This is a genomic window from Bacteroides intestinalis DSM 17393 (assembly GCF_000172175.1).
GTDB classification, from domain to species: Bacteria; Bacteroidota; Bacteroidia; order Bacteroidales; family Bacteroidaceae; genus Bacteroides; species Bacteroides intestinalis.
The window spans coordinates 644,812-670,680 of the sequence record NZ_ABJL02000008.1; the positions used below are offsets into that span (position 1 = coordinate 644,812).

Below are 25,869 nucleotides of genomic sequence, written 5' to 3' on the forward strand. Positions count from 1 at the left end.
ACTGTAAATCATGCAAGGAACAAAGAATCTGACTAAAGGGCCTATCAATCGCCAGTTATTTAATCTGGCGATACCTATTATGGCTACTTCCTTTATCCAGATGGCGTACAGCCTGACGGACATGGCATGGGTGGGCCGTTTAGGCAGCGAAGCAGTTGCTGCTGTCGGTGCAGTAGGTATACTCACCTGGATGTCCGGTTCCATAGCCTTGCTGAATAAAGTAGGTTCTGAAGTCAGCGTAGGGCAATCTATCGGGACTCGTAGCGAACAAGATGCACGGCAGTTCGCTTCGCATAATATCAGTATTGCCCTGCTCATTTCTGTATGCTGGGCAGCCCTGTTATTTCTATTTGCCGATCCTATCCTGCATATATTCGAACTGAAAGAGCATATCACACAGAATGCCGTAACTTACCTACGTATTGTCTCAACAGGATTACCTTTCGTATTTTTATCGGCCGCCTTCACAGGAATATACAATGCGGCAGGACGAAGCAAGACACCTTTCTACATCAGTGGTACCGGATTGATAATGAATATCATACTCGACCCGTTATTTATCTTCGGTTTTGGCTGGGGAACAGTGGGTGCAGCCCTCGCCACATGGTTATCCGAAGCTACAGTATTCGGTATTTTCATTTATCAGCTACGGTATAAAGACAATCTGCTGGGAGGCTTCCCTTTTCTTACCCGTCTTAAAAAGAAATACACCCACCGTATATTCAAGCTCGGGCTTCCGGTAGCTACGCTGAATACCTTGTTTGCCTTTGTCAATATGTTCCTTTCGCGTACGGCTTCGGAACAAGGGGGACATATCGGACTTATGGCTTTCACTACCGGAGGACAAATAGAAGCCATTACCTGGAATACCTCGCAAGGTTTCTCTACCGCATTAAGTACCTTCATTGCACAGAATTATGCTGCCGGAGAAAAATCAAGAGTAAAAAAGGCCTGGCGCACTACACTCTGGATGACATCTATATTCGGTACCCTATGCTCATTACTCTTCATTTTCTTTGGAAGTGAAGTGTTTTCCATTTTCGTACCCGAACCGGAGGCTTTCCGCGTAGGTGGTGATTTCCTGCGTATAGACGGTTATTCACAGCTCTTCATGATGCTGGAAATTACCATGCAAGGCGTATTCTACGGATTGGGAAGAACAATTCCACCAGCCATCATCAGTATATCGTGCAACTATATGCGTATACCCGTAGCCCTGCTTCTGGTACACATGGGAATGGGGGTAGACGCCATATGGTGGGCTGTAAGTGCAACAACCATTGCTAAGGGATTTATTCTCACATTCTGGTTTATACTTATAAAAAGAAAAATTCTCTAAAAAAGGAGAACAAAATACCTAAACATAACATCAACATATTTGTTATATATCTAACTTTGCATTACAAACATAGTAACATTTTTAAAAGAACAAATTATGAAAAAGATGAAAATTAGTGTACTGTTATTGAGCGGTGCTATATTATTAGGAAGTTGCAGTACAATGAACAATACCGCAAAAGGCGGTGTGATTGGTGGTGGATCAGGCGCAGCAGCCGGTGCTATCATTGGCGGACTTATCGGTAAAGGTAAGGGCGCAGCTATCGGTGCGGCTGTCGGTGCGGCAGTAGGTACAGGTGCCGGTGTTGCCATTGGCCATAAGATGGATAAGAAAGCTGCCGAAGCTGCCAAAATTGAAGGTGCACAAGTAGAGAAAGTAACCGATACCAACGGACTTGCTGCTGTAAAAGTAACTTTCGAATCAGGCATCCTGTTTGGTTTTAATTCATCAGCATTGAGCAATACATCAAAAGCTTCTTTGCGCGAACTGGCCCAGATTCTGAAGGAAGACCCTACAACGGACATTGCTATCGTAGGCCATACAGATAAAGTAGGTACGTATGAAGCAAACATGAAAGTTTCAAAAGACCGTGCATATACTGTAGAAAACTATCTGCAGGATTGCGGCGTTTCTCCTGCACAATTCAAGCAAGTGGAAGGCGTAGGCTACAATCAGTATGATGACAGCATGACAGCCAGTCAAAACCGTCGTGTGGATATCTATATGTATGCCAGCGAACAGATGATTAAGAACGCAGAAGCAGGTAAATAAGCTACAAGATACAAAGCTACGAGCTACAAGTTGCTACGCAATGTTTTTTAGGAAAAAGCAAAGATTTTGCTGTCACACCTAAAAGCGTCCGTACTTGTAGCTCGTAGTACGTTACTAACCAACAAAAGCCACGGCAATAAATATGAAGAAGGTTTTGCGAATCCTACGCAATCTGATACTCTTTTTCTTTATCTCCACTATTCTCACGGTGGTGATCTATCGTTTTATTCCCGTTTATTTCACTCCCCTTATGGTTATCCGTAGTACCCAACAGATTTTTAAAGGCGAAAAACCGGTCTGGCATCACAGTTGGGTTTCTTTTGATAAAATCTCTCCTCACCTGCCGATGGCGGTAATCGCTTCGGAAGACAATCGCTTTGCTACTCACAATGGTTTCGATTTCATAGAAATAAAAAAAGCTATGAAAGAGAATGAAACACGAAAGCGGAAGCGAGGAGCCAGTACCATCAGCCAACAGACTGCAAAAAATGTATTTCTTTGGCCCCAATCTTCATGGACGCGAAAAGGACTTGAAGTTTACTTCACCTGGCTTATTGAACTCTGTTGGTCGAAAGAACGGATCATGGAAGTATATCTTAACTCTATCGAAATGGGAAAAGGTATTTATGGAGCAGAAGCTACCGCCAAATACAAGTTCCACACCACTGCTGCTAAACTAACAGCAGGTCAAAGTGCATTGATTGCAGCAACCCTTCCTAACCCCATACGCTTTGATTCCGCACACCCGTCAGCTTACATCCTGCGCAGACAGTCACAGATATTAAGGTTGATGAAGTTAGTTCCCAAATTCCCTCCGGTAGAAAAAGCAGAAAAGAAATGAAGAAAACCTTGCCATTGTTCTTAATTTGTATACTTATCTGTTGTGGAGCACATGCCCAACGTACAGAAGTTTATAACCCGCATATACATACGGTGCAGGTCATCGCCAACAACGACTATATGGCTCCTGCCGTCATCCGGTTAGGTGAAGGTGAAACTGTAGAAATCTCATTCGACCACCTCACGCACGATTACCATCGTTATCAGTATGTCCTCACACATTGCAATGCAGACTGGACCCCGTCCGACCTTTCCGAAACAGAATACCTGGATGGTTTCAATGATAATCCGATAGAGGATCACGATATTTCCGTCAACACTACTCTGCCCTACACACACTATCGCCTAACGTTTCCCAATGACCAGGTACGTCCCAAACTTTCCGGTAACTATCGTCTGTTGGTTTATGATGATGCAGAGGGCAAGAATAAACCCGCTTTCAGCACTTGCTTCCGGATATTGGAGAAAGAGGTAAACATATCAGCACAAGTCAGCAGTGATACAGAGATAGATCGTAACAAAAACCATCAGCAAGTCAGCTTCAGTATCCAGCATAAGGGGTATCCCATTCGTAACCCTCAGAATGAAATCAGAGTACACGTTTTACAGGATAATCGTACAGACAACGAAGTTACCAATCTTCAACCTTCTTACGTTGGCCCTGACCAGTTACGCTACGAACATAATCGTGCGCTAATATTTCCAGCAGGAAACGAATACCGCCGTTTCGAAATGGTGAGTACACGATATGCCTCACAAGGTGTGGAAAGTATCCGCTATCATGCCCCTTACTATCACGTCACGCTGCAACCGGATCTGCCTCGTCTACTCAATTATAGTTATGACCAGGATCAAAATGGACGTTTTGTAATACGGTATGATGAAGCGGTGGATAACAATACGGAAGCAGATTACTTCTTTGTGCATTTCTCTCTGTTATGGGAGAATCCGCTTACAGAGGGAAAGTTTTATCTGCAAGGAGCTTTCACGTATGATGATTTTAATGAAGAGAATCTGCTGAAATACAATCCGGAAACTCACGCTTATGAGTGTGCCCGATTGCTGAAGCAGGGAGCATATAATTATCAGTATCTGTATGTAACACCTGGAAGTACGGTAGGAAGCACCGCACAGGCAGAGGGGAATTTCTATGAAACGGAGAATGAATATCTGATACTTGTTTACCACCGGCCCTTTGGCGAAAGATATGACCGGCTGATCGGTATGCAACAGGTTAGTTATAAATAAGAAGCTACCTAAACAGGTATAAGAAGCAAGCTAAACAGGTATTTACCCAGCTCATTTTGCATCTAAACAGTAAGTCTTATAGAGTGTTGACCTTGGTTAACAGGCCTGTCAACCTTGGTTAACAGAACCGTCAACCAACGTTGACAGATCTGTTAACCAAGGTTGACACCCAATTATTCCTAAGAGCAAACGTTATATTCATTAGTCCTGAACAAAACAATCCCTTATATAAAACAAATGAATCAATAGTCTTTTAGTACGAATGCCCTCCGTCCTTCATCTCTTTCTCATCGATCTTATGTATATCAATGCTCCTCCAAGCATAGAAGATATACGCAAGCACAAATGGAACCAAGAAAGAAACATAGAACATCACCCTCAATGTAAACTCACTGGAACAGCTGTTTGCCAGCGTCAGTGAACTTTGCAGATCATTTGTAGAAGGATAATAAGCCGTATGATTATAGCCCGCAACAAGCAGTAATGCCAACACTGCAAGCACCGTACCAATACCTGTAAACCAAATACCCTTATCGAATTTAGGCTTCAACAAACTCTTCCCAATACCCCAAAGCACCAGTACCACCCCAATAAGGAAAAGCACCAACACCACCGGCATTTCAATAAAGTTCGTCAGATACTTATAAGGCTCCATGAAGATTTCTCCCGTCTCCGGATTCACAGCATATCCATCCGCCAACAGTGTACGGATAACGAATGACAAAAAGAATACCAGGAACAACACCGAATTTCCTATCAGGGAACGACGGCTACGTGCCACCAAATCTTTATCATCAATATTATTAATAAAGTACAATGCACCCAAAATACGCGCAAGGAAGAATACAGCCAATCCCAGCACTACATTCCATGGGTTAGCCAATGCATCCAGTCCGTGCCAGCCATTTGCCCAATGGCTGATAACAGGCATCACCGTATTCGTCATACTGGCTTTATTGATATAAAACTCCGAACCTGTAAAGAACGTAGCCACCGCACCACCCAGCAGCACCGGACCTACTACACCGTTAATCACCAGGAAAGTACGATATGTATTTTTTCCCAGCAGATTACCCGCCTTGCTCTGGAATTCATAACTGACAGCCTGCAACACAAAGCTAAACAGGATAATCATCCACAACCAGTATGCACCACCAAAACTCGTACTGTAAAACAATGGGAACGATGCAAAAAATGCACCGCCAAACGTAACTAACGTCGTAAATGTGAACTCCCATTTCCGCCCTGTAGAGTTAACCATCATCTTCCGATGTTCTTCCGTCTTACCCAGACAGAAGATAAGCGAATTACCTCCCTGCACAAACAGCAGGAATACAAGAAGGGCCCCCAGCAATGATACCACGAACCACCAATATTGTTGTAGAAAAACGTAAGACATGAACTTTAATTTTTAATTATTAATTTCTAATTATTAATTATTCTCCGGTCCTTTCTTTATTGCCTTCAACAGAATACCGATTTCTGCTATCAGCATAATAGTAAACAACACCAGGAAGATAAAGAATGTCGTCTGTACGGAACCCACATCCAGCTTAGAAATAGCCGCATTCACAGGCAACATATCCTGTATAGCCCACGGCTGACGTCCGCACTCTGCAACTACCCATCCGGCTTGTCCCGCCAGATAGCCCAACGGAATGGTCAGTAATGCAACCCAATGCATCCACTTCATCTTCGACAAATCACGCTTATATGCCAGGAACAGTATTACAATAAAGAACAATATAAAGTAACCACCCAGCATCACCATCACACGGAAAGCATAGAATGTCAACGGTACATTAGGTACCAGATCATTCACATCCTTAATATATCCATAGCCGAAATAAGCTACATTTTCTTTCAACGTTTTGGCCGCTATCTTCGCATCTTCCTCGTTACCTGCCGACTTGGCATCACGATAAGCTGCCAATGCAGCAATTGCTGTCTTCCCACGCTCTATCTTCTCTTCTGCGGAAAGTGCTTTGGTACCGTCTTTCAATTCATATCCACCCTCCAACAAGTCTGTAATACCGGGTACAAATGCATCCATTTTTCTTTCAGCAAGCAAAGAGAGCATCTTTGGTATCTCCATCCTGAACAGGAAAGGAGCCTGTCCGTCATCGTATGTCTTCTTTTCAGGATTCAGCATACCGATTGCTACCAATCCGGCCCCTTGCTGCCCCTCGTAATAACCTTCCATTGCTGCCAGCTTCATCGGCTGCGTTTGCGCCACCTGATAACCCGACCCATCACCGGTCCATGCAGAAAGCACAGCCGAAACCAAACCTACCCAGGCAGCAATCTTTATGCTTGACAATGCAAATTTCTTATCCCGTTTCTTCAGCAGGAACCAGCAGGCAACACCTACCACAAATACAGCACCCAGCACCCAACCGGACAACACGGTATGGAAAAACTTATTTACTGCTGTAGGTGATAATGCTACTGCCCAGAAATCTACCATCTCATTTCTCACCGTATCAGGATTGAATTCCATCCCCACCGGATTCTGCATCCATGCATTCGCCACAAGTATCCACCAAGCAGATATTGTGGCCCCCAATCCCGTCAGCCAGGTAGATGCCAGATGGAATTTCTTGCTCACCTTATCCCAGCCAAAGAACATGACTGCAATAAAAGTAGCTTCCATAAAGAAAGCCAAAATTCCTTCGATGGCAAGTGGTGCTCCAAAAATGTCGCCCACAAACCAGCTGTAGTTACTCCAGTTGGTTCCGAACTCAAATTCAAGAATCAGTCCCGTGGCCACTCCCACGGCAAAGTTGATACCGAACAATTTCATCCAAAACTTGGCGGTGCGTTTCCAAAACTCATCCCCCGTACGATAATACATGGTCTCCATGATACCCATGATGACTGCCAGCCCCAATGTGAGCGGCACAAAAATCCAGTGATAAATGGCTGTCAGTGCGAATTGCGCCCTCGACCAGTCAATCAGAGAAGTGTTGATGTGTTCAAGCATAAGAAATCAAGTTATTAATTATGAAGTTATAAGTAATTTACAGTATTAAGCGCTGGTCAATCCGGAGTGGAAGAAGGAGGATCACCAAGAGCACGGTCAATAAGTTCCCTACTTACATATTCCTCTTTATCTTCGCCTACCGCAGACGAGTTCAGATAATTGGGGAAGAAGAATATACGCAATATGAAAAACATGATGAACAGTTTCACCAGAATAATGAGCCACAGAGTTTTCCCGAGCGTCATACCCCGGAATCCATCGACGTAAAACCGCCAGATTTTCTGGATTGTATTCTTCATAATAGAGAAATTATAATCATTACAAATATAAAACTTTTATATTCTAAATAACAAATAAAAGGGCAAAAAGTTAGTCATCGACACAAAAAAGCATTCCGGCGTCGAAAAATTCCGAACCGTCTATCTATTTTGCAGGGCATTTTACGACACTGTATCTTCGCAATCGTAAAACAATATAGCATAACGAAGATATGAGAAACGTAAGAAGATTGACAGTGATAACACTCAGTGTGGCAAGCGCCTGTGTCGACAGCACGACACTGCAGGCACAGGATGCGACTCCCACTGCAGCGCAGGAAATCACAGTACAAAGTACTTCATCGCAAGACGATGCGGCGCTCCCCTCTCAGTGGGACTTGCAAACCTGCATTGACTATGCCCTGCAACACAACATCACCCTGAAGCGTAACCGTATCAGTGCGGAAAGCGCCGAAGTGGATGTGAAAACTGCGAAAGCAGCCCTGTTTCCCAGTTTGTCGGCAAGTGTCAGCCAACGTATCGTAAACCGCCCCAACAGCGAGACGAATACGATTATCGATGGTGACAACATCACCAGTAGCACCAGTAAGACGTCGTACAACGGTAGCTATGGTATTGATGCCAGTTGGACCCTCTACAATGGCAGCAAGCGCCTGAACACCATCAAGCAGCAGAAGCTGAACAACCGCATTGCCGAACTCAATGTAGCCGAAAGTGAAAATTCTATCGAAGAGAGCATTGCACAAATATATGTGCAGATACTCTACGCTGCCGAAGCTGTTAAAGTAAATGAGAATACTCTTGCCGTCAGCCAGGCCGAACGTGATCGCGGACAACAGTTGCTGGAGGCCGGAAGTATCGCCAAGAGCGACCTCGCACAGTTGGAATCACAGGTCAGCACTGATAAATATCAGTTAGTGACGGCACAAGCCACCTTGCAAGATTACAAATTACAACTGAAACAACTTCTGGAGTTGGATGGTGAAAGTGAAATGAATCTCTATCTGCCTGCCTTAGGTGATGAAAATGTGCTGACGCCCCTGCCCACCAAAACAGATGTGTATCGAGCTGCTCTCACTTTCCGTCCTGAGATAGAATCGGGCAAGCTGAATGTACAGGCTTCCGATTTGGATATCAGCATTGCCAAAGCAGGATATATCCCTACACTGAGCCTCAGTGCCGGTATCGGTACAACGAACGCCAACGGCAATGATTTCTCCTTCTCCGAACAGGTGAAGAATAACTGGAACAACTCATTAGGTCTGACCGTAAGCATTCCTATCTTCAACAACCGTCAAACCAAAAGTGCGGTACAGAAAGCCCGCCTGCAAAAACAGACCAGCGAACTGGACTTGCAGGATCAGCAGAAGACCTTATACAAGACTATTGAAAGTTTATGGTTAGATGCCAATAGTGCACAACAACAATATGTAGCAGCTGCCGAGAAACTACGCAGTACACAGACAAGTTACGATCTCATTCAAGAGCAGTTCAACCTGGGCATGAAGAATACAGTAGAACTGCTGACAGAGAAGAATAACCTGCTCAATGCCCAACAGGAAACATTGCAAGCCAAATATATGGCTATACTGAATGCACAGTTATTGCGATTCTACCAGGGAGAGGGAATACAATTATAAGTGATTAGTGATAAATAAAAGAAACGATATGAGTAAGAAGAAAATTATCATCGTAGCGGTCGGCATCATCATTGTGGCCGGCATGGCTATCTGGATATTTGGCGGAGATGCAAAAAAACGGAAAGTGGTATACGAGACGACTACCGTAAGTCGTAGCGACATTTCCAACTCTGTGACTGCCACAGGCACCATTGAACCGGTGACTGAAGTGGAAGTAGGTACACAGGTCAGTGGTATCATTGATAAGCTGTATGCAGATTATAATTCGGTAGTGACCAAAGGGCAACTCATTGCCGAAATGGATAAAGTGACCCTGCAAAGTGAGCTTGCTTCACAAAAGGCAACCTATGATGGTGCCAAAGCCGAATATGAATATCAACAGAAGAACTACGAACGCAACAAAGGTCTGCACGAGAAGCAACTCATCAGCGATACGGATTACGAGCAAAGCCTCTACAACTACCAGAAAGCCAAAAGCGCCTATGACAGTAGTAAGGCATCTCTTGCCAAGGCAGAACGTAACTTGTCGTACGCCACCATCACCTCTCCTATCGACGGCGTTGTTATCAGCCGTGATGTAGAAGAAGGACAGACAGTAGCTTCCGGCTTCGAAACTCCGACCCTCTTCACCATTGCTGCGGACTTGACACAAATGCAAGTAGTGGCCGATGTAGATGAAGCTGACATAGGCGATGTAGAAGAAGGACAACGTGTGAGCTTTACAGTAGATGCTTATCCGAATGATGTATTCGAAGGTAAAGTTACACAAATCCGTCTTGGAGCAACCAGCAGTTCAAGCAGTACCACTACATCTACCACTGTGGTAACTTATGAAGTAGTGATCTCCGCCCACAACCCTGATTTGAAGTTGAAACCGAGATTGACAGCAAACATTACGATCTATACACTGGATAAGCAAGGAGTACTGAGTGTTCCTGCAAAGGCTTTACGCTTTACACCGGCAGTTCCATTGGTAGGCAAGGATGCCGTAATCAAGGACTGCGAAGGAGAGCATAAGGTATGGACCCGTGAAGGAGATACGTTTACCGCACATCCGGTCAGCATCGGTATCTCTAACGGAATTATGACGGAAATTACAGGTGGCATCAATGAAAACACGCAAGTCGTAGCTGATGCAGTAATCAGCACAGGCAGCGGACAGGCAGCTGTAGCCGAAGGACAGGAAGGAGGAGAAAGAAGTCCTTTCATGCCTGGCCCTCCGGGAAACAATAAAAAGAAAAATAATAAGTAATCATATTATGAGTAAAACAGTCATAGAATTGCAAAACATCCGGCGTGATTTCCAAGTGGGCGAGGAAACGGTGCATGCCCTGCGTGGCATCTCCTTTTCCATTGCCGAAGGAGAGTTCGTCACCATCATGGGTACGTCCGGTTCCGGTAAATCGACACTGTTGAATACCCTGGGTTGCCTCGATACTCCTACCAGTGGAGAATACTTGCTGGACGGTATATCCGTACGTACCATGAGCAAGCCTCAGCGCGCCATATTACGAAATCGGAAAATCGGTTTCGTATTCCAAAGCTATAATTTGCTGGCAAAGACAACTGCCGTGGAGAATGTAGAATTGCCTTTAATGTATAATGCTTCTGTCTCAGCAGCCGAACGCAGACGCCGAGCCATAGAAGCTCTGCAAGCCGTAGGGCTGGGCGACCGTCTGGAACATAAATCGAACCAGATGTCGGGTGGACAGATGCAACGTGTAGCCATTGCCCGTGCCCTGGTAAACAACCCTGCGGTAATCCTTGCCGATGAGGCAACAGGTAATCTGGACACGCGTACTTCTTTTGAGATATTGGTTCTTTTCCAAAAACTACATGCCGAAGGACGCACCATTATATTCGTTACCCACAATCCCGAAATAGCCCAGTACAGTAGCCGGAACATTCGTCTGCGTGACGGGCATGTGACGGAAGACACGGTGAATACGAAAATTCTATCGGCAGCAGCGGCACTGGCAGCATTACCGAAAAATGATGAAGATTAAGAAATATAAATTATGAACGGAACAAACCTTTTCAAAATAGCCCTCCGCGCCCTTGCCAACAACAAGCTTCGCGCCTTCCTCACCATGCTGGGTATCATCATTGGTGTGGCCTCCGTCATCACCATGCTTGCCATCGGACAGGGTTCGAAGAAAAGTATCCAGGCACAGATATCGGAAATGGGGTCGAACATGATCATGATTCACCCTGGCAGTGATACGCGTGGCGGTGTCCGTCAAGATGCTTCTTCCATGCAGACTTTGAAACTGACTGATTACGAAGCACTACGGGATGAGACTAACTTCCTGGCAGCTGTCAGTCCAAACGTATCGTCCAGTGGACAGCTCATTGCCGGAAACAATAATTATCCTGCCTCCGTAAATGGTGTAGGTACTGAATACCTCGAAATTCGCCAGTTAAGTGTGGAAAGCGGCGAGATGTTCACCGAAGCTGACATCCAGAATGCAGCAAAAGTCTGTATCATAGGTAAGACTATTGTAGACAACCTCTTCCCTAACGGACAGAACCCTATCGGACATATTATCCGTTTCAATCAGGTTCCCCTACGTGTAGTAGGTGTGCTCAAAGCGAAAGGATACAACTCCATGGGTATGGACCAGGATGAAATCGTGCTGGCTCCCTACACCACCGTAATGAAACGTATGCTGGCAGTTACCTATCTTCAAGGTATCTTTGCCTCTGCCCTCTCCGAAGACATGACAGATTATGCCACGGACGAAATTACCACCATCCTGCGCCGTAATCACAAGCTGAAAGAAAATGATGACGATGACTTCACCATCCGTAGCCAGCAAGAACTCAGTACGATGCTGAATTCTACCACTGACTTGATGACCACACTTTTGGCATGTATTGCCGGCATTTCTCTGGTAGTAGGTGGTATCGGTATCATGAACATTATGTATGTCAGCGTAACCGAACGTACGCGTGAAATCGGTCTGCGTATGTCCGTAGGCGCACGTGGCGTGGATATTCTTTCACAATTCCTGATTGAGGCCATCCTTATTAGTATTACAGGTGGCATCATTGGAGTCGTCATCGGCTGCGGAGCCTCATTCATTGTGAAGAACGTAGCCCACTGGCCCATCTATATCCAGGCATGGAGTGTGTTCCTCTCCTTTGCTGTCTGCACCGTCACTGGTGTATTCTTCGGCTGGTATCCGGCTAAGAAAGCAGCTGATCTGGATCCGATAGAGGCAATCAGATACGAGTAAGAGAATTATGAATGATAAATTATGAATTATGAATGGCTATGCAGCAGACGATGCAGTAAAATTCATAATTCATAATCCATAATTCATAATTAAAATACCTATTTTTGTAATATGATTATGCAAGAACCCAAAACACGCCGGATTGTAGAAGTCCTCATTCATATCATCGGATGGGGCATTGTTTTTGCCTTTCCATTTCTGCTGATGAACCGCAGTGGATTCACGGTTAGCTGGATAGACTACCTGCGTCATGGCAGTACAGTGCCGATATCGTTCCTTATCGTGTTTTATATAAACTACTGCTTCTTTATTCCCCACTTTCTGTTTGAAGGACGAATTAAACAATATATCATACTGAACCTCCTGCTTATACTTTGCACCGCTATTGGTGTACACTTCTGGCAGGATTTCATCTTCCATACCTATGTGAAGTCCACTCCTCCCAAGCGTCCCGGACCTCCCAGTTGGATATTTATTCTGCGCGACGTATTCTCAATGGTTCTCACTGTCGGTCTGGCAGCTGCTATCCGTATGAGCGGTCGCTGGATAAAAGTGGAAGCTGCCCGTCGTGAGGCAGAGAAAAGCCGTACAGAAGCTGAATTGAAAAACTTGCGTAATCAACTGAATCCGCACTTCCTGCTCAATACCCTGAACAATATCTATGCCCTTATCGCTTTTGACAGCGATAAAGCACAAGCTGCTGTCCAAGAGTTGAGCCGTCTTTTGCGCCATGTTCTCTACGATAACCAACAAAACTTTGTTGCCTTGGGCAAAGAAATGGACTTCATCCGCAACTATATCGAGCTGATGCGTATCCGTCTTGCCTCCAACGTGACCGTAGAGACCCAAATCGATGTCCGTGCCGATAGCCGTACGGAAATAGCCCCACTCATTTTCATCTCCCTCATAGAGAATGCCTTCAAACATGGCATCTCCCCTACTGAGCCCAGCTTTATCCGCATCCATTTCAGCGAAAGTCCCGGTCAGGTGTGCTGTGAAATAACCAACAGCTACCATCCCAAAAGCCAAGCTGATAAAAGTGGAAGTGGTATAGGGCTGGAGCAGGTACGGAAACGTCTGGAACTGACCTATCCCGGTCGGTATGAATGGAAACAGGGAGTGAGTGACAACGGGAAAGAATATAAATCAATATTGGTGATAGGGTTTATAGAGTGATAGAGTGATAAAGTAATATCACATTATCACTTTATAACCCTATCACCCCTAAATATTCAACATTATGAACCTGACTTGTGCCATAGTAGACGATGAACCGTTAGCTTTAGACCTATTGGAAAGCTACGTCAATAAGACCCCGTTCCTGACATTGGACGGAAAGTATTCCAGTGCCGTACAGGCTATGAAAGAGCTACCGGAGAAGCGAGTTGACTTGCTTTTCCTCGATATACAAATGCCAGAACTTAATGGCCTTGAGTTCTCTAAAATGGTAGATCCGCATACCCGTATCATATTTAGTACTGCTTTTGAGCAATATGCCATCGACGGTTATAAAGTGAATGCTCTGGATTATCTGTTAAAGCCAATCTCCTACGTAGATTTTTTGCAGGCAGCAAACAAAGCAGTGCAATGGTTTGAATTATTGCAGCAGCCCAAAGAAGAAATTGAAAGCATATTTGTTAAAAGCGACTATAAACTGGTGCAAATAGAGCTTAAAAAGATACTTTATGTGGAGGGTTTGAAAGATTATGTTAAAATTTATACAGAGGATAGTGCTCGGGCAATATTATCTCTTATGAGTATGAAATCAATGGAGGAATTATTGCCAGCTTCCCGTTTTATGCGGGTTCACAGATCTTATATTGTCCAGAAAGAAAAAATAAGAGTTATTGACCGCGGACGAATTGTGTTCGATAAAACGTATATCCCCGTCAGCGATAGTTATAAACAGGTATTTCAAGCATTCCTGGATAAAAGAAGTTAGAATATAACATTCATTTGTCGATAAAATATCCGAATCTGTCGACAAAACATAATTTCCTATTGCATATTAAAAAATGTTTTTTTACCTTTGCATCGAACAGATAAAGGAAGTTGTGAAACTTCCCCCAATAGAATAGTTTAGTTAAGTCTAGTTTAGTTTTTGTGTGAAGCACTTCCTCCGTGAGCGAACGACAGGAAGTGCTTTTTTGTGTATCTCAACTATTCCACTCACTTTATTCCCAAAAATTGGAAAGGTTTTGCAGTAACAAACTCTTTAGCAGTATTTCCCGCATACGTCTTACCATCAAGGAGGTTCAACTTCCTGACGGGTGCTTTCTCTGAAAAATCCACATCCTTGAAGTCAACCCAGAATACATTGGGATATAAAGTAGATTCAAAGTAATAAACTTTATCCTTTTGATCGGAAACCGTTCTCCAACGCGTTGAAGATATGTTCGGCTGATCAGGAGTACTAATGCCAAACGGAACAGAAGTATTGCGTATCACGCTAAAAACACTGGCCAGTGCCGTACGTGTATCTTCGGTCTTAGGAATTGCATTAATATAGAATGAAGCCCTCACAAAACGGTCGGCAGCCCGGTTAGTGCCGGGTAAGAAGGTCGTTCCTCCAATAGTCTTCCAATAATCATCAAGTGCCAATTGCTGGTCGAAAACGGGTGAATTGGTCATCACCTGATAGGACCTGTTATGGTGTATATTCAGCTTTCCATCTATATATTCAAAGATAGCATTATCACCCGTAGCATCTGAAATGGAGAGATGAAGAGTAGCCATACGTGTACCGTCAGGCATCATATCCGATACCACATCGAAGGTATTCTTTTCTATTTCGGAAACCGCTTCACTCACCGTTGCAAAATTATCAAGCATATATTGCACCCAGGCAGCTATGGACAAAGCCGGTTTTTCACCATTCCATTGAGGATAAGACGATTCTGCCAACCATAATAAATTAGCAACGAGTCCTTTCTCATTCATGCCGTCAGTGCTGCATATATCATAAGCCGAAGTAACGACACTACCATATTTGGATTTCCAACGCATCGGGTCCTTTCCCACCTCTCCATTACGCTCCATGCCTCGCGGAAAGATCCAGATATTACTACGGGTATCTTCCTTCCAGTCCATGGTACGGCCTGTTATCACCATATCTTTGTTTCCTTGATAAACTACACGTGTACAAGCCCTTACACGTTTCTGAGGTATTACTGAAAATATAACCACAAGCGCGGTGATTAAAAATACATTTGTCTTACACATAATTATCTGATATTAAGTTGTTAGTAAGTATGAATACTAACAAAAGTACAGACTACAAAGTTCTTAAAAGAACCGGGAGACTATCTACCGGAAATAAATAAATATTAAAATTGAAAACAAACCACAAGAAATGCTGTTGGAAGGGGAAACTTAAAAACGATAACAGTTATGAATTACGGTATTAGTATCCTTTTCAGGGCTATCCCACTGCTGATGGCCCTCTTCTGTTTTGGCTACGGAGCCTTTGTGCTCGACATGGGGACGGACGTAAACCGATTTGTTGCCGGGCCCGTAGTATTTTCATTAGGAATGATATGCATTGCATTGTTTGCTACTGCAGCTACCATCATCCGGCAACTCATCCACACATACAGTACTGCGGCAAAATACGTATTGCCTATTCTCGGCTATCTGGCTGCAATAGTATGTTTCATTGGTGGAATGACTTATATAAATGACGGTATTACTGCCGCCCATTTCGTAGCAGGGCACGTCATTTGTGGAGTAGCATTTATCACCGCCTGCGTAGCTACCACTGCCACTGCATCCACCCGTTTCACTCTAATCCCACAAAACTCAAAACGAACGGATCATACCGTACCGGCAAAAGCTTTCTCATCTGCACAAGGAGATGCGCTGATTATTCTTGCTGTCATCTTTGCTGTAATTACATGGGTATGGACTTTCTGGCTATTAGGACAAAGCAGCACTCATGTTGCTTATTTCGTAGCCGGACATGTTATGGCAGGATTAGCTTGCATATGCACCAGCTTAGTGGCACTTGTAGCTACCATATCACGCCAGATACGGAACACTTATACCGGTTCGGAACGAAAATGGTGGCCTGCCCTTGTATTGGCAATGGGTACACTTAGTATCCTCTGGGGACTTTGGATACTGACTGACATCGATCCTGATAAGTCCTCCATCGGATATATAATGATAGGTCTGGGTTTGGTTTGTTACAGCATTTCCAGTAAAGTGATCCTGCTGGCAGTTATCTGGCGGAATGTCTTCAAACTGGCGAATCGCATTCCGCTTATTCCAGTACTCACTGCACTGACCTGCCTTTTCTTATCTGCCTTTATGTTTGAAATGGCGACACTGGACGACGTTTACTTTGTTCCTGCACGTGTATTGGCCGGATTAGGAGGCATCTGCTTCACACTGTTCTCCATCGTCAGCATCCTCGAAAGCGGGACATCCAACTCATAAATCACTCTCTCAATAATTGCTTTTATGGATGGGCTAAGGTTTTGCCAGCTCATCCATAAATACTTCTACATTCCATGCATGATGGGCTACATAGGCAGCCGGACCGGTATCACCCGAATCCAGAATATCCTGCACGACATTAGCCTTATTTCTGCCTGTAACGAAGAAGATCAATTGCTTGGCATTGAATAACAGACAGCCGGTCATAGCAATACGCTTCTGACCGTTGTAAGGATTCACACTCACCTCATAAGGATGAAAGGAAGAAAGTAAATGCTCCTGTCCGGGAAAAATAGACGAGGTATGTCCATCTTCGCCAGCACCGAGCAACACAATGTCAAGAGCCGGGAATCCATGCCAGAGAGATGCATGACAACGTACTACACTGGAGTAACGCTTCGCCTCATTGTCGGGACGATTGTTACCATCGATAGGAAAAATGTATTCCTCCGGCATATGAACCTTATCCAACAACAAACGGCGCATAGTGCCATAATTACTTTCTGAATCTTCGGCAGGCACACAACGTTCATCCACCCAATAGATGCGCATACGCAACCAGGGAGTGGCATCCTTGAACTCATCCGCCCACAAATCGAACATGAGCGAAGGCGTACTGCCTCCGCTGAATGCTATGTGGAAAATCTTTTGCGGCTCTGCCTCCATCAGACTTATGATGTGTTTGATAAGAGCTCGTGCCGTTTCAACAGCTGTACTATAGATATAAGTTTTCATAACTCACAATATTGATCAGTGTTCGTTAAGTTTTTACACGGATTGGTCCAGTCAGCACCATGTTCGTGCATCATAGCTTCACTCTCCAGAGGTCCCCAGGTTCCGACGGGATAGCCATAGAGAGGTGCATCCGGATATTCGTTCCAATAGCGCAATACCGGATCGAAGAAACGCCAGGAAGCTTCGACGGCATCACTACGAGTGAAAAGGGTCGGATCACCCTGAATACAGTCTTCTATCAGGCGGGCATAAGCATCACCTGTAGCCTTTCCGCCCAATTGGTCATAACTGAAATCCATCATCACCTGCTTCACATCGAATCCCGGACCGGGCACTTTCATACCAAACTTCAGTACGATGCCCTCATTGGGTTGCAAGCGAAGGATAAGTTTATTAGCCCGCGGACAATGTCCGCCATGGCAATGAAACATCTGATGCGGTGTCTCACGGAAATGCACTACAATCTCCGTCACCTTCGTAGGCATCTGCTTTCCTGTGCGGATGTAGAAAGGTACACCACTCCAGCGCCAGTTATCGATACCGATTTTCATGGCAATGTAAGTTTCAGTGCGCGAGTCGGCAGGAACGTTCTTTTCTTCACGGTAGCCCTTTTTAGAACCGGAAGCCGTATATTGCCCGCGGACTATATGTTCATTCAAATCTTCATCCGTCAGAGGTTTCAAGGATTCATAGACCTTCACCACTTCATTACGGAAATTGTCAGCCGTAAAAACTGCAGGAGGTTCCATAGCGGTAAGAGCTACCAACTGGATAAGATGGTTCTGAACCATATCCCGCAAAGCTCCTGTTCCATCATAGAAACCGCCACGCTGTTCAATACCCAGATTCTCTACTGCAGTAACTTCTATATAATCGATATAATTACGGTTCCACAGCGGTTCGAAGATGCCGTTGGCAAAACGGAAAGCAAGAATATTTTGAGCTGTTTCTTTACCGAGAAAATGATCGATACGATAAATCTGGTGCTCCTCAAAGACGGAAGCATATATTTTGTTTAGTTCTTGTGCTGACTTCAGGTCGTAGCCGAAAGGTTTCTCAACGATGATACGGGTATGCTTACGATTCAATCCGGCTTTTTTCAGATGCAGGGGAATAACTCCATAAAGTGAAGGAGGCGTAGCAAGATAGAACAGCAAATTATCCGGAGCTTTCTCACCTGTGATTTCCTGTAAACGCTTGCCCAGCATTTCGTACCCTTCTTCTTTGGCAGGATCTATGCTGAGATAATGTAAATGAGTACAGAATTCCTTCATCCCTACTTCAGCGGGAGTGACAAAATGTTCCAGTTCATTCAATATATAGTCACGGTAAGTATCATCCGCGTAGTCTGTGCGCCCAATTCCTAAAATGCTAAACTCTTCCGGCAACCGATTATCTTTATAAAGAGAGTAGAGTGCCGGCATAAGTTTGCGCTTCGTCAGGTCACCCGAGGCGCCGAATATGATCATTACAAATTTACTCATTTAATTTAGTGATTAGTGGTTAGTGATTAGTAGTTAGTGACTACACATTATATGTACCTGATTTTGTATCTCCGCCATGTCCGGTCCAGTTCTCATGGAAGAATTGCCCGCGAAGTTCATCAGTACGTTCGAAAGTATGTGCACCAAAGTAATCGCGTTGTGCCTGAATCATATTGGCAGGTAACTTCGCAGATACCAGTGAATAGAAATAGTTCAGTGCAGAAGAGAAAGCAGGAACAGGCAGTTCTTCTTTCATTGCATGAGCTACAAGATGCTTCCAGCCCGAAAGCAATTCTTTAATTTCTTCCCGGAAGTAAGGAGCAAGCAGCAAGTGCTTCGGCTTCTGTGATGCTTCAAAAGCTGCGGCTATATCATTCAAGAATACGCTACGAATAATACAACCACCACGCCACATACGGGCAATGGATGCCAAGTCGAGATCCCAACCGTAAGTTTCGGATGCCTTTTGCAATACAGCAAAACCTTGTGCATAAGATACCAATTTGGAAGCATACAAGGCCGAATAAATATCCTTCACCAGTTCCGGTTTATTATATACCACTTGTGAACGCTGGCAAGCGAATTGCTTGGAAGCCGCTTCACGCAGATTTTTCTGTGCCGAAAGGCTACGCTCAAAAACAGCCGTAGCAATCAGTCCCAAGGGCATTCCCAGTTCCATAGCATTGATAACAGACCATTTACCAGTACCTTTCTGTCCGGCAGCATCCAAAATCTTATCAATCAGATATCCACCTGCCTTATCTTTATGGCGTAAAATGTTGGCAGTGATTTCTATCAGATAACTGCGCAATTTACCCTCATTCCAATGAGCGAATACGGAAGCCATTTCTTCATTATCCAGTTGCAATAGATTCTTCATCACCCAGTAGGCTTCGGCAATCAGCTGCATATCGCCATACTCGATACCATTATGTATCATCTTGACAAAGTGTCCCGAACCAGCCGGACCAATCCAATCACAGCAAGGAGTACCATCGGCAGCACGTGCAGCGATACTTTGCAGAATGGGTTTCACTTCATCCCATGCAGTAACAGAACCACCCGGCATAATAGAAGCACCATTCAGCGCTCCTTCTTCTCCGCCGGAAACACCAGCTCCGACAAAGCGAAAACCTTTCTGTTCGGCCAATGCCACACGGCGATTGGTATCTTCATAATTTGAATTTCCACCATCTATTAGTATATCTCCCGGAGAAAGATACGGAAAAAGCTGTTCCATCAACTCATCTACCGCATTACCCGCACGAACCATCATCATGATTTTGCGCGGTGTAGAAATGGACTCCACAAAGTCGGGTATTTCAGTATATCCTTCAATAGTCTTTCCCTTGGCACGGCCATTGGTAAAGCGTTCTACCACGCCTTCTTCTACTCCCGGAACGGTTCGATTATACACGGATACGTGCCATCCCTTATCTGCCATGTTCAAGGCCAGATTCTCCCCCATTACGGCAAGTCCAATTAAGCCGATGTCTGTCTTTTGTTTGTTTTTGGTCATAACTTGCATTTTTTTGTTATTGTTTCATTGAAATGGAAACAATATGCCAAGGGCATTTGTTCGTATGAATTTCGAATAAAAATCGTACTTTTGCAAACATGACTACATTTCACCTGAAAAACTTAAATACAGATTTATGAAAAAACTACATATCGGACTACTGCCGCGTATCATAATAGCCATAGCATTGGGCATTCTTTTGGGTAATTTTCTTCCCGGAGGTATGGTACGCTTTTTCGTTACGTTCAACGGTATTTTCAGTGAGTTCCTGAACTTCTCCATACCACTTATTATTGTAGGGTTAGTAACAGTAGCAATTGCCGATATTGGTAAAGGTGCCGGAAAACTATTATTAATTACAGCACTGATTGCTTACGGAGCAACCTTGTTTTCCGGTTTTTTGTCTTACTTTACTGGTGTAACTGTATTTCCATACCTGATAGAATCGGGAGTTCCGCTGGAAGAGGTCAGTGAAGCGCAAGGCATCTTGCCTTTCTTTTCTGTTGCCATACCTCCGCTGATGAATGTTATGACAGCTCTGGTATTAGCTTTCATGTTAGGACTTGGGCTTGCTCAACTGAAAAACGATACGTTGAAGCATGCTGCACGCGATTTCCAGGAAATTATTATTCGCATGATCAGTGCAGTCATTCTGCCATTGCTCCCTATTTACATATTCGGTATATTCCTTAATATGACACATTCGGGACAGGTATTCTCTGTATTAATGGTCTTCATAAAAATAATCGGTGTGATCTTCCTGCTGCATATCTTCCTTTTAGTGTTCCAGTATTGCATAGCTGCACTATTCGTCCGTAAGAATCCCTTTAAATTATTGGGACGGATGATGCCTGCCTATTTCACCGCCTTAGGTACACAGTCTTCTGCTGCCACTATTCCTGTCACATTGGAACAGACTAAAAAGAATGGGGTATCATCTGACATAGCAGGTTTTGTGATTCCACTTTGTGCTACGATACATCTATCCGGAAGTACGCTCAAGATAGTTGCATGCGCCCTTGCCTTGATGATGATGCAGGGTATACCTTTCGATTTCCCACTATTTGCCGGTTTTATTTTCATGCTGGGAATCACCATGGTAGCAGCTCCCGGAGTTCCTGGTGGTGCTATCATGGCATCTTTGGGTATATTGCAGTCCATGCTTGGTTTCGATGAATCGGCACAAGCATTGATGATTGCGCTCTACATTGCGATGGATAGCTTCGGTACTGCCTGTAATGTGACGGGAGACGGGGCGATTGCGTTGGTAGTGGATAAGATATATAAATGAAAAAAGTTTTGTTTTCTCGTAAAAAACAACGAATTTTGTCCTCTTAAAATCAATTTATAACGAAGCCTACAATATGAAAACAGCTCTAATCTCCGGAATAACAGGTCAGGACGGTTCGTTTCTTGCCGAATTCTTATTACAAAAAGGATATGAAGTTCACGGTATTCTCCGCCGTTCATCCTCATTCAATACAGGACGTATCGAACACTTGTACTTCGACGAATGGGTGCGCGACATGAAACAGAAACGTACTATTAACCTGCATTACGGCGATATGACGGATAGCAGTTCGCTCATTCGAATCATTCAGCAGGTGCAACCGGATGAAATCTATAATCTTGCCGCACAAAGTCATGTAAAGGTATCTTTTGATGTACCGGAATACACAGCTGAAGCGGACGCCATTGGTACACTCCGTATGCTGGAAGCTGTCCGCATCCTGGGCATGGAGAAAAAAACAAAGATTTATCAGGCATCTACTTCGGAACTCTACGGAAAAGTACAGGAAGTTCCTCAAACGGAAACAACGCCTTTCTATCCCCGTAGCCCGTACGGAGTAGCCAAACAATATGGTTTCTGGATTACCAAAAACTACCGCGAAAGTTATGGAATGTTTGCCGTAAACGGTATCCTTTTCAATCATGAAAGTGAACGCAGAGGTGAGACATTTGTAACCCGCAAGATTACGCTGGCTGCTGCACGCATAGCACAAGGTTTTCAGGATAAATTGTATTTAGGTAATCTGGACGCACGCCGTGACTGGGGATATGCGAAAGATTATGTAGAGTGTATGTGGCTCATTCTTCAGCATGATACACCGGAAGATTTCGTGATTGCCACAGGAGAAATGCATACTGTTCGTGAGTTTGCCACACTCGCCTTCAAAGAAGTAGGTATTGAACTGCGTTGGGAAGGTGAAGGTGTCGAAGAAAAAGGCATTGATGTGAAGACAGGCAAAATCATTGTAGAAGTAGATTCAAAATACTTCCGTCCTGCCGAAGTTGAACAATTGCTGGGTGATCCTACCAAAGCCAAAACACTTTTGGGCTGGAACCCAAGACAAACCAGCTTTGAAGATCTCGTGAAGATTATGGCAACGCATGACATGAAGTTCGTGAAGAAGCTGTATCTGAGATCACAAGAGAATTAATACATAAAACTTAAAATATAATGTTAGACAAAAACGCCAAAATCTACGTAGCAGGTCATCGTGGCCTGGTAGGTTCTGCAATCTGGAAGAACCTGCAAGATAAAGGATATACCAATCTTATTGGCAAAACCCACAAAGAAGTCGACTTACTGGACGCCATTGCCGTTCGTAGATTCTTTGATGAAGAACAACCGGAATATGTATTCCTTGCTGCCGCTTTCGTAGGCGGCATCATGGCAAACAGTATCTATCGTGCTGATTTCATCTACAAGAACCTGCAAATACAACAGAACGTCATCGGCGAAAGTTTCCGCCATAATGTAAAGAAACTCCTCTTCCTGGGCAGCACTTGCATCTATCCACGCGATGCCGAGCAACCCATGAAAGAAGAAGTACTTCTTACCTCTCCCTTGGAATACACCAATGAACCCTATGCCATAGCTAAGATTGCCGGACTGAAAATGTGCGAAAGTTTCAACCTGCAATACGGTACAAATTATATTGCTGTAATGCCTACCAACCTCTATGGCCCGAACGATAATTTCGATCTGGAACGCAGTCATGTACTTCCTGCCATGATTCGCAAGATACACCTTGCCCACTGTCTGAAACAAGGTGATTGGGATGCCATACGCAAAGACCTGGATCTCCGTCCCGTAGAAGGCATTGGCGGAACCGGCAGCAAAGAGGATATTCTCACCATTCTTGCTAAATACGGTATCAGTGACAATGAAGTGAAACTTTGGGGTACCGGTACACCGCTTCGCGAATTCCTTTGGAGCGAAGAAATGGCAGATGCCAGTGTATTCGTCATGGAACATGTAGACTTCAAAGACACCTATAAACCAGACGATAAAGACATTCGTAACTGCCACATCAATATAGGTACAGGTAAAGAAATCTCCATCCGCAACCTTGCCGAACTGATTGTTTCTACTGTAGGCTACAAAGGCCAACTGAGTTTCGATAGTAGCAAACCGGACGGCACCATGCGTAAACTGACTGACCCTTCAAAACTACATTCTCTGGGTTGGCACCACAAAGTAGAAATAGAAGAAGGCGTACAACGCATCTATCATTGGTATTTAAAATCGTAAATATTTCAATAGCCCTGGCCATATTTTAATATGCCAGGGCTAAATTATATACATATCCCGCTTTTTTTAGCTAAAAATTTGCTTTCTTTTGATAAAGCCTTATATTTGCACAAATTTCAAATAAATGTGCAATATATAATATCATGGAACAAAGCTTTATCGCCTACATTGAGAATAGTATTAAAGAGAATTGGGACCTTGATGCCCTGACAGATTATAATGGCGCTACCCTACAATATAAAGATGTAGCCCGCAAAATAGAGAAAGTACATTTAATCTTCGAAGCAAGCGGTATTAAAAAAGGCGATAAGATAGCCATCTGTGGACGTAATAGCTCACACTGGGGAGTCACCTTCCTTGCCACACTTACCTACGGAGCAGTTGCAGTTCCTATCCTTCATGAGTTCAAAGCGGACAATGTACACAACATTGTCAATCACTCCGAAGCAAAATTACTCTTTGTGGGCGACCAGGTATGGGAAAACCTCAACGAATCTGCAATGACTATCCTGGAAGGCATCATTCTGATGACGGACTTCTCCATTCTCATCTCACGCACACAGAAACTGGATTACGCCCGTGAACATCTGAACGAATTGTTCGGCAAGAAATACCCCAAGAATTTCCGTAAAGAACACATTGAATATCACAAAGATCAGCCCGAAGAACTGGCAGTCATCAACTATACTTCCGGAACAACGAGTTACTCCAAGGGGGTAATGCTGCCCTACCGCAGCCTGTGGTCCAATACGGCATTCGCATTCGAAGTATTGCCATTGAAAGCCGGAGACAAGATTATCTCCATGTTGCCAATGGCACACATGTACGGGTTGGCATTCGAATTCCTGTACGAGTTCTCAGCAGGATGTCAGATCTACTTCCTAACCCGCATGCCAAGCCCCAAAATCATTTTCCAGGCATTCTCGGAAGTGAAGCCCCACCTTGTAGTGGCTGTACCGCTTATTATAGAAAAGATCATTAAGAAGAACGTGCTTCCGAAACTGGAAACACCTACCATGAAGCTATTGCTGAAAGTTCCCATCATCAATGACAAGATTAAAGCAACTGTACGCGAAGGAGTAGTCAATGCTTTCGGCGGACGTTTTGCAGAAGTTATCGTAGGCGGTGCCGCTTTCAATCAGGAAGTAGAACAATTCCTGCACATGATAGAATTCCCCTACACGGTAGGTTATGGGATGACAGAATGTGGTCCGATTATCTGTTACGAAGACTGGTCACGCTTCAAACCGGGTTCCTGCGGTAAGGCGGTTCCGCGTATGGAAGTGAAAGTTCTTTCTTCCGATCCGGAAAATATACCGGGGGAAATCGTATGCCGCGGACCGAATGTTATGCTTGGATACTATAAAAATGAAGAAGCCACACGTGAAGCAATCGACGCTGACGGTTGGCTGCATACAGGCGACCTTGCACTAATGGACGCCGAAGGGAATATCACCATCAAAGGACGCAGCAAGAATATGTTGCTCGGTTCCAGTGGACAAAATATATACCCCGAAGAAATAGAAGATAAGTTGAATAACATGCCGTACGTTGCCGAAAGTATTATCGTGCAGCAGAATGAAAAGCTTGTCGGACTGGTATATCCGGACTTCGACGATGCCTTTGCACACGGCCTGACTACCGCAGATATAGAACGGGTCATGGAAGAAAACCGTGCCACGCTAAACACCATGTTGCCTGCATACAGCCAGATATTCAAAATGAAAATCTATCCCGAAGAATTTGAGAAAACTCCAAAACGCTCCATTAAACGATTCTTATACCAGGAAGCAAAGGGATAAGATTGTAATTAACCGA

Annotated in this window: 22 protein-coding genes; 15 read left to right on the plus strand and 7 right to left on the minus strand. The window is 44.3% G+C overall.

Going from position 1 to position 25,869, the window contains the following annotated elements; genetic code table 11:
* Positions 1–10 precede the first annotated feature (10 nt).
* From BACINT_RS12200 to BACINT_RS12215, 4 genes are all read left to right on the plus strand, one after another.
* Positions 11–1,339, plus strand: coding sequence for an MATE family efflux transporter (locus BACINT_RS12200; RefSeq protein WP_007663449.1), 1,329 nt, complete (start codon positions 11–13; stop codon positions 1,337–1,339).
* A gap of 96 nt (positions 1,340–1,435) precedes the next feature.
* Complete coding sequence (locus tag BACINT_RS12205; protein WP_007663451.1) at positions 1,436–2,110, plus strand: OmpA family protein; 675 nt, start codon at positions 1,436–1,438, stop codon at positions 2,108–2,110.
* 142 nt (positions 2,111–2,252) lie between these two features.
* Entirely contained in the window at positions 2,253–2,951 is a 699-nt protein-coding gene (gene mtgA / locus BACINT_RS12210) for a monofunctional biosynthetic peptidoglycan transglycosylase (RefSeq protein WP_007663454.1), read from the plus strand.
* Positions 2,948–4,198, plus strand: coding sequence for a type IX secretion system plug protein (locus BACINT_RS12215; RefSeq protein WP_007663455.1), 1,251 nt, complete (start codon positions 2,948–2,950; stop codon positions 4,196–4,198). Before mtgA ends, BACINT_RS12215 begins: the two co-directional genes overlap by 4 nt.
* Positions 4,199–4,451: 253 nt before the next feature.
* On the opposite strand, the gene BACINT_RS12220 is transcribed toward BACINT_RS12215, so the two are convergent.
* The 3 genes from BACINT_RS12220 to BACINT_RS12230 are packed head-to-tail and all read right to left on the minus strand — an operon-like array spanning position 4,452 to position 7,480.
* On the minus strand, positions 4,452–5,597 hold the full coding sequence (locus tag BACINT_RS12220; protein WP_007663457.1) for a cytochrome d ubiquinol oxidase subunit II: 1,146 nt from the start codon (positions 5,595–5,597) through the stop codon (positions 4,452–4,454).
* Positions 5,598–5,630: 33 nt separating this feature from the next.
* Positions 5,631–7,181 carry a cytochrome ubiquinol oxidase subunit I gene (locus BACINT_RS12225; protein WP_007663459.1) on the minus strand — a complete coding sequence of 517 codons (1,551 nt, stop codon included), beginning with the start codon at positions 7,179–7,181 and terminating at the stop codon, positions 5,631–5,633.
* Positions 7,182–7,237: 56 nt separating this feature from the next.
* Positions 7,238–7,480: a DUF4492 domain-containing protein gene (locus BACINT_RS12230; protein WP_007663461.1), complete on the minus strand. Its 243-nt coding sequence runs from the start codon at positions 7,478–7,480 to the stop codon at positions 7,238–7,240.
* Positions 7,481–7,671: 191 nt separating this feature from the next.
* On the opposite strand from BACINT_RS12230, the gene BACINT_RS12235 reads away from it, so the two are divergent.
* The 6 genes from BACINT_RS12235 (at position 7,672) to BACINT_RS12260 (ending at position 14,280) form a co-directional block, all read left to right on the plus strand.
* Complete coding sequence (locus BACINT_RS12235) at positions 7,672–9,099, plus strand: TolC family protein (RefSeq protein ID WP_007663462.1); 1,428 nt, start codon at positions 7,672–7,674, stop codon at positions 9,097–9,099.
* Between the two features lie 28 nt (positions 9,100–9,127).
* Positions 9,128–10,351, plus strand: a complete 1,224-nt coding sequence (locus BACINT_RS12240; RefSeq protein ID WP_007663463.1) for an efflux RND transporter periplasmic adaptor subunit — start codon at positions 9,128–9,130, stop codon at positions 10,349–10,351.
* Positions 10,352–10,358: 7 nt separating this feature from the next.
* Positions 10,359–11,105 carry an ABC transporter ATP-binding protein gene (locus tag BACINT_RS12245; RefSeq protein ID WP_007663465.1) on the plus strand — a complete coding sequence of 249 codons (747 nt, stop codon included), beginning with the start codon at positions 10,359–10,361 and terminating at the stop codon, positions 11,103–11,105.
* Positions 11,106–11,117: 12 nt separating this feature from the next.
* A complete protein-coding gene (locus BACINT_RS12250) occupies positions 11,118–12,338 on the plus strand; it encodes an ABC transporter permease (RefSeq protein WP_007663470.1) in 1,221 nt (406 codons plus the stop codon).
* 111 nt (positions 12,339–12,449) lie between these two features.
* Positions 12,450–13,514 carry a sensor histidine kinase gene (locus tag BACINT_RS12255; protein ID WP_007663477.1) on the plus strand — a complete coding sequence of 355 codons (1,065 nt, stop codon included), beginning with the start codon at positions 12,450–12,452 and terminating at the stop codon, positions 13,512–13,514.
* Between the two features lie 64 nt (positions 13,515–13,578).
* A complete protein-coding gene (locus BACINT_RS12260; RefSeq protein WP_007663478.1) occupies positions 13,579–14,280 on the plus strand; it encodes a LytR/AlgR family response regulator transcription factor in 702 nt (233 codons plus the stop codon).
* Between the two features lie 227 nt (positions 14,281–14,507).
* Here BACINT_RS12260 and BACINT_RS12265 read toward each other — a convergent pair whose 3' ends face one another.
* Positions 14,508–15,560, minus strand: coding sequence for a linear amide C-N hydrolase (locus BACINT_RS12265; protein WP_007663482.1), 1,053 nt, complete (start codon positions 15,558–15,560; stop codon positions 14,508–14,510).
* Positions 15,561–15,728: 168 nt separating this feature from the next.
* On the opposite strand from BACINT_RS12265, the gene BACINT_RS12270 reads away from it, so the two are divergent.
* Positions 15,729–16,775 (plus strand): DUF2776 family protein, encoded by a 1,047-nt coding sequence (locus BACINT_RS12270; protein WP_007663485.1) that lies wholly within the window; start codon positions 15,729–15,731, stop codon positions 16,773–16,775.
* 33 nt (positions 16,776–16,808) lie between these two features.
* On the opposite strand, the gene pgl is transcribed toward BACINT_RS12270, so the two are convergent.
* Genes pgl through gnd form a run of 3 tightly spaced genes read right to left on the minus strand, consistent with a single transcriptional unit; the run spans position 16,809 to position 20,522 of the window.
* Entirely contained in the window at positions 16,809–17,510 is a 702-nt protein-coding gene (gene pgl, locus BACINT_RS12275; protein WP_007663488.1) for a 6-phosphogluconolactonase, read from the minus strand.
* The gene (gene zwf / locus BACINT_RS12280) at positions 17,507–18,994 is read right to left on the minus strand and encodes a glucose-6-phosphate dehydrogenase (RefSeq protein ID WP_007663490.1); all 1,488 of its coding nucleotides are present in this window, start codon (positions 18,992–18,994) and stop codon (positions 17,507–17,509) included. The genes pgl and zwf overlap by 4 nt, the downstream gene beginning before the upstream one ends.
* Positions 18,995–19,034: 40 nt before the next feature.
* On the minus strand, positions 19,035–20,522 hold the full coding sequence (gnd, locus tag BACINT_RS12285) for a decarboxylating NADP(+)-dependent phosphogluconate dehydrogenase (RefSeq protein ID WP_007663492.1): 1,488 nt from the start codon (positions 20,520–20,522) through the stop codon (positions 19,035–19,037).
* Between the two features lie 127 nt (positions 20,523–20,649).
* On the opposite strand from gnd, the gene BACINT_RS12290 reads away from it, so the two are divergent.
* From BACINT_RS12290 to BACINT_RS12305, 4 genes are all read left to right on the plus strand, one after another.
* A complete protein-coding gene (locus BACINT_RS12290) occupies positions 20,650–21,804 on the plus strand; it encodes a dicarboxylate/amino acid:cation symporter (RefSeq protein WP_007663494.1) in 1,155 nt (384 codons plus the stop codon).
* 73 nt (positions 21,805–21,877) lie between these two features.
* Entirely contained in the window at positions 21,878–22,954 is a 1,077-nt protein-coding gene (gmd, locus tag BACINT_RS12295; RefSeq protein ID WP_007663496.1) for a GDP-mannose 4,6-dehydratase, read from the plus strand.
* A gap of 20 nt (positions 22,955–22,974) precedes the next feature.
* Positions 22,975–24,051, plus strand: a complete 1,077-nt coding sequence (locus tag BACINT_RS12300; RefSeq protein ID WP_007663498.1) for a GDP-L-fucose synthase family protein — start codon at positions 22,975–22,977, stop codon at positions 24,049–24,051.
* Positions 24,052–24,194: 143 nt separating this feature from the next.
* Positions 24,195–25,853, plus strand: coding sequence for an AMP-binding protein (locus BACINT_RS12305; RefSeq protein WP_007663499.1), 1,659 nt, complete (start codon positions 24,195–24,197; stop codon positions 25,851–25,853).
* Positions 25,854–25,869: the final 16 nt, after the last annotated feature.

Bases quoted from the DNA above. Each gene is read 5' to 3' on its own strand.
- BACINT_RS12300 (WP_007663498.1), top strand. From the start codon at position 22,975: ATGTTAGACAAAAACGCCAAAATCTACGTAGCAGGTCATCGTGGCCTG.
- BACINT_RS12255 (WP_007663477.1), top strand. From the start codon at position 12,450: ATGATTATGCAAGAACCCAAAACACGCCGGATTGTAGAAGTCCTCATT.
- BACINT_RS12215 (WP_007663455.1), top strand. From the start codon at position 2,948: ATGAAGAAAACCTTGCCATTGTTCTTAATTTGTATACTTATCTGTTGT.
- mtgA (WP_007663454.1), top strand. From the start codon at position 2,253: ATGAAGAAGGTTTTGCGAATCCTACGCAATCTGATACTCTTTTTCTTT.
- BACINT_RS12235 (WP_007663462.1), top strand. From the start codon at position 7,672: ATGAGAAACGTAAGAAGATTGACAGTGATAACACTCAGTGTGGCAAGC.
- BACINT_RS12270 (WP_007663485.1), top strand. From the start codon at position 15,729: ATGAATTACGGTATTAGTATCCTTTTCAGGGCTATCCCACTGCTGATG.
- BACINT_RS12265 (WP_007663482.1), bottom strand. From the start codon at position 15,560: ATGTGTAAGACAAATGTATTTTTAATCACCGCGCTTGTGGTTATATTT.
- BACINT_RS12290 (WP_007663494.1), top strand. From the start codon at position 20,650: ATGAAAAAACTACATATCGGACTACTGCCGCGTATCATAATAGCCATA.
- BACINT_RS12220 (WP_007663457.1), bottom strand. From the start codon at position 5,597: ATGTCTTACGTTTTTCTACAACAATATTGGTGGTTCGTGGTATCATTG.
- zwf (WP_007663490.1), bottom strand. From the start codon at position 18,994: ATGAGTAAATTTGTAATGATCATATTCGGCGCCTCGGGTGACCTGACG.
- BACINT_RS12260 (WP_007663478.1), top strand. From the start codon at position 13,579: ATGAACCTGACTTGTGCCATAGTAGACGATGAACCGTTAGCTTTAGAC.
- gmd (WP_007663496.1), top strand. From the start codon at position 21,878: ATGAAAACAGCTCTAATCTCCGGAATAACAGGTCAGGACGGTTCGTTT.
- BACINT_RS12240 (WP_007663463.1), top strand. From the start codon at position 9,128: ATGAGTAAGAAGAAAATTATCATCGTAGCGGTCGGCATCATCATTGTG.
- BACINT_RS12245 (WP_007663465.1), top strand. From the start codon at position 10,359: ATGAGTAAAACAGTCATAGAATTGCAAAACATCCGGCGTGATTTCCAA.
- BACINT_RS12205 (WP_007663451.1), top strand. From the start codon at position 1,436: ATGAAAAAGATGAAAATTAGTGTACTGTTATTGAGCGGTGCTATATTA.
- BACINT_RS12200 (WP_007663449.1), top strand. From the start codon at position 11: ATGCAAGGAACAAAGAATCTGACTAAAGGGCCTATCAATCGCCAGTTA.
- pgl (WP_007663488.1), bottom strand. From the start codon at position 17,510: ATGAAAACTTATATCTATAGTACAGCTGTTGAAACGGCACGAGCTCTT.
- BACINT_RS12225 (WP_007663459.1), bottom strand. From the start codon at position 7,181: ATGCTTGAACACATCAACACTTCTCTGATTGACTGGTCGAGGGCGCAA.
- BACINT_RS12250 (WP_007663470.1), top strand. From the start codon at position 11,118: ATGAACGGAACAAACCTTTTCAAAATAGCCCTCCGCGCCCTTGCCAAC.
- BACINT_RS12305 (WP_007663499.1), top strand. From the start codon at position 24,195: ATGGAACAAAGCTTTATCGCCTACATTGAGAATAGTATTAAAGAGAAT.
- gnd (WP_007663492.1), bottom strand. From the start codon at position 20,522: ATGCAAGTTATGACCAAAAACAAACAAAAGACAGACATCGGCTTAATT.
- BACINT_RS12230 (WP_007663461.1), bottom strand. From the start codon at position 7,480: ATGAAGAATACAATCCAGAAAATCTGGCGGTTTTACGTCGATGGATTC.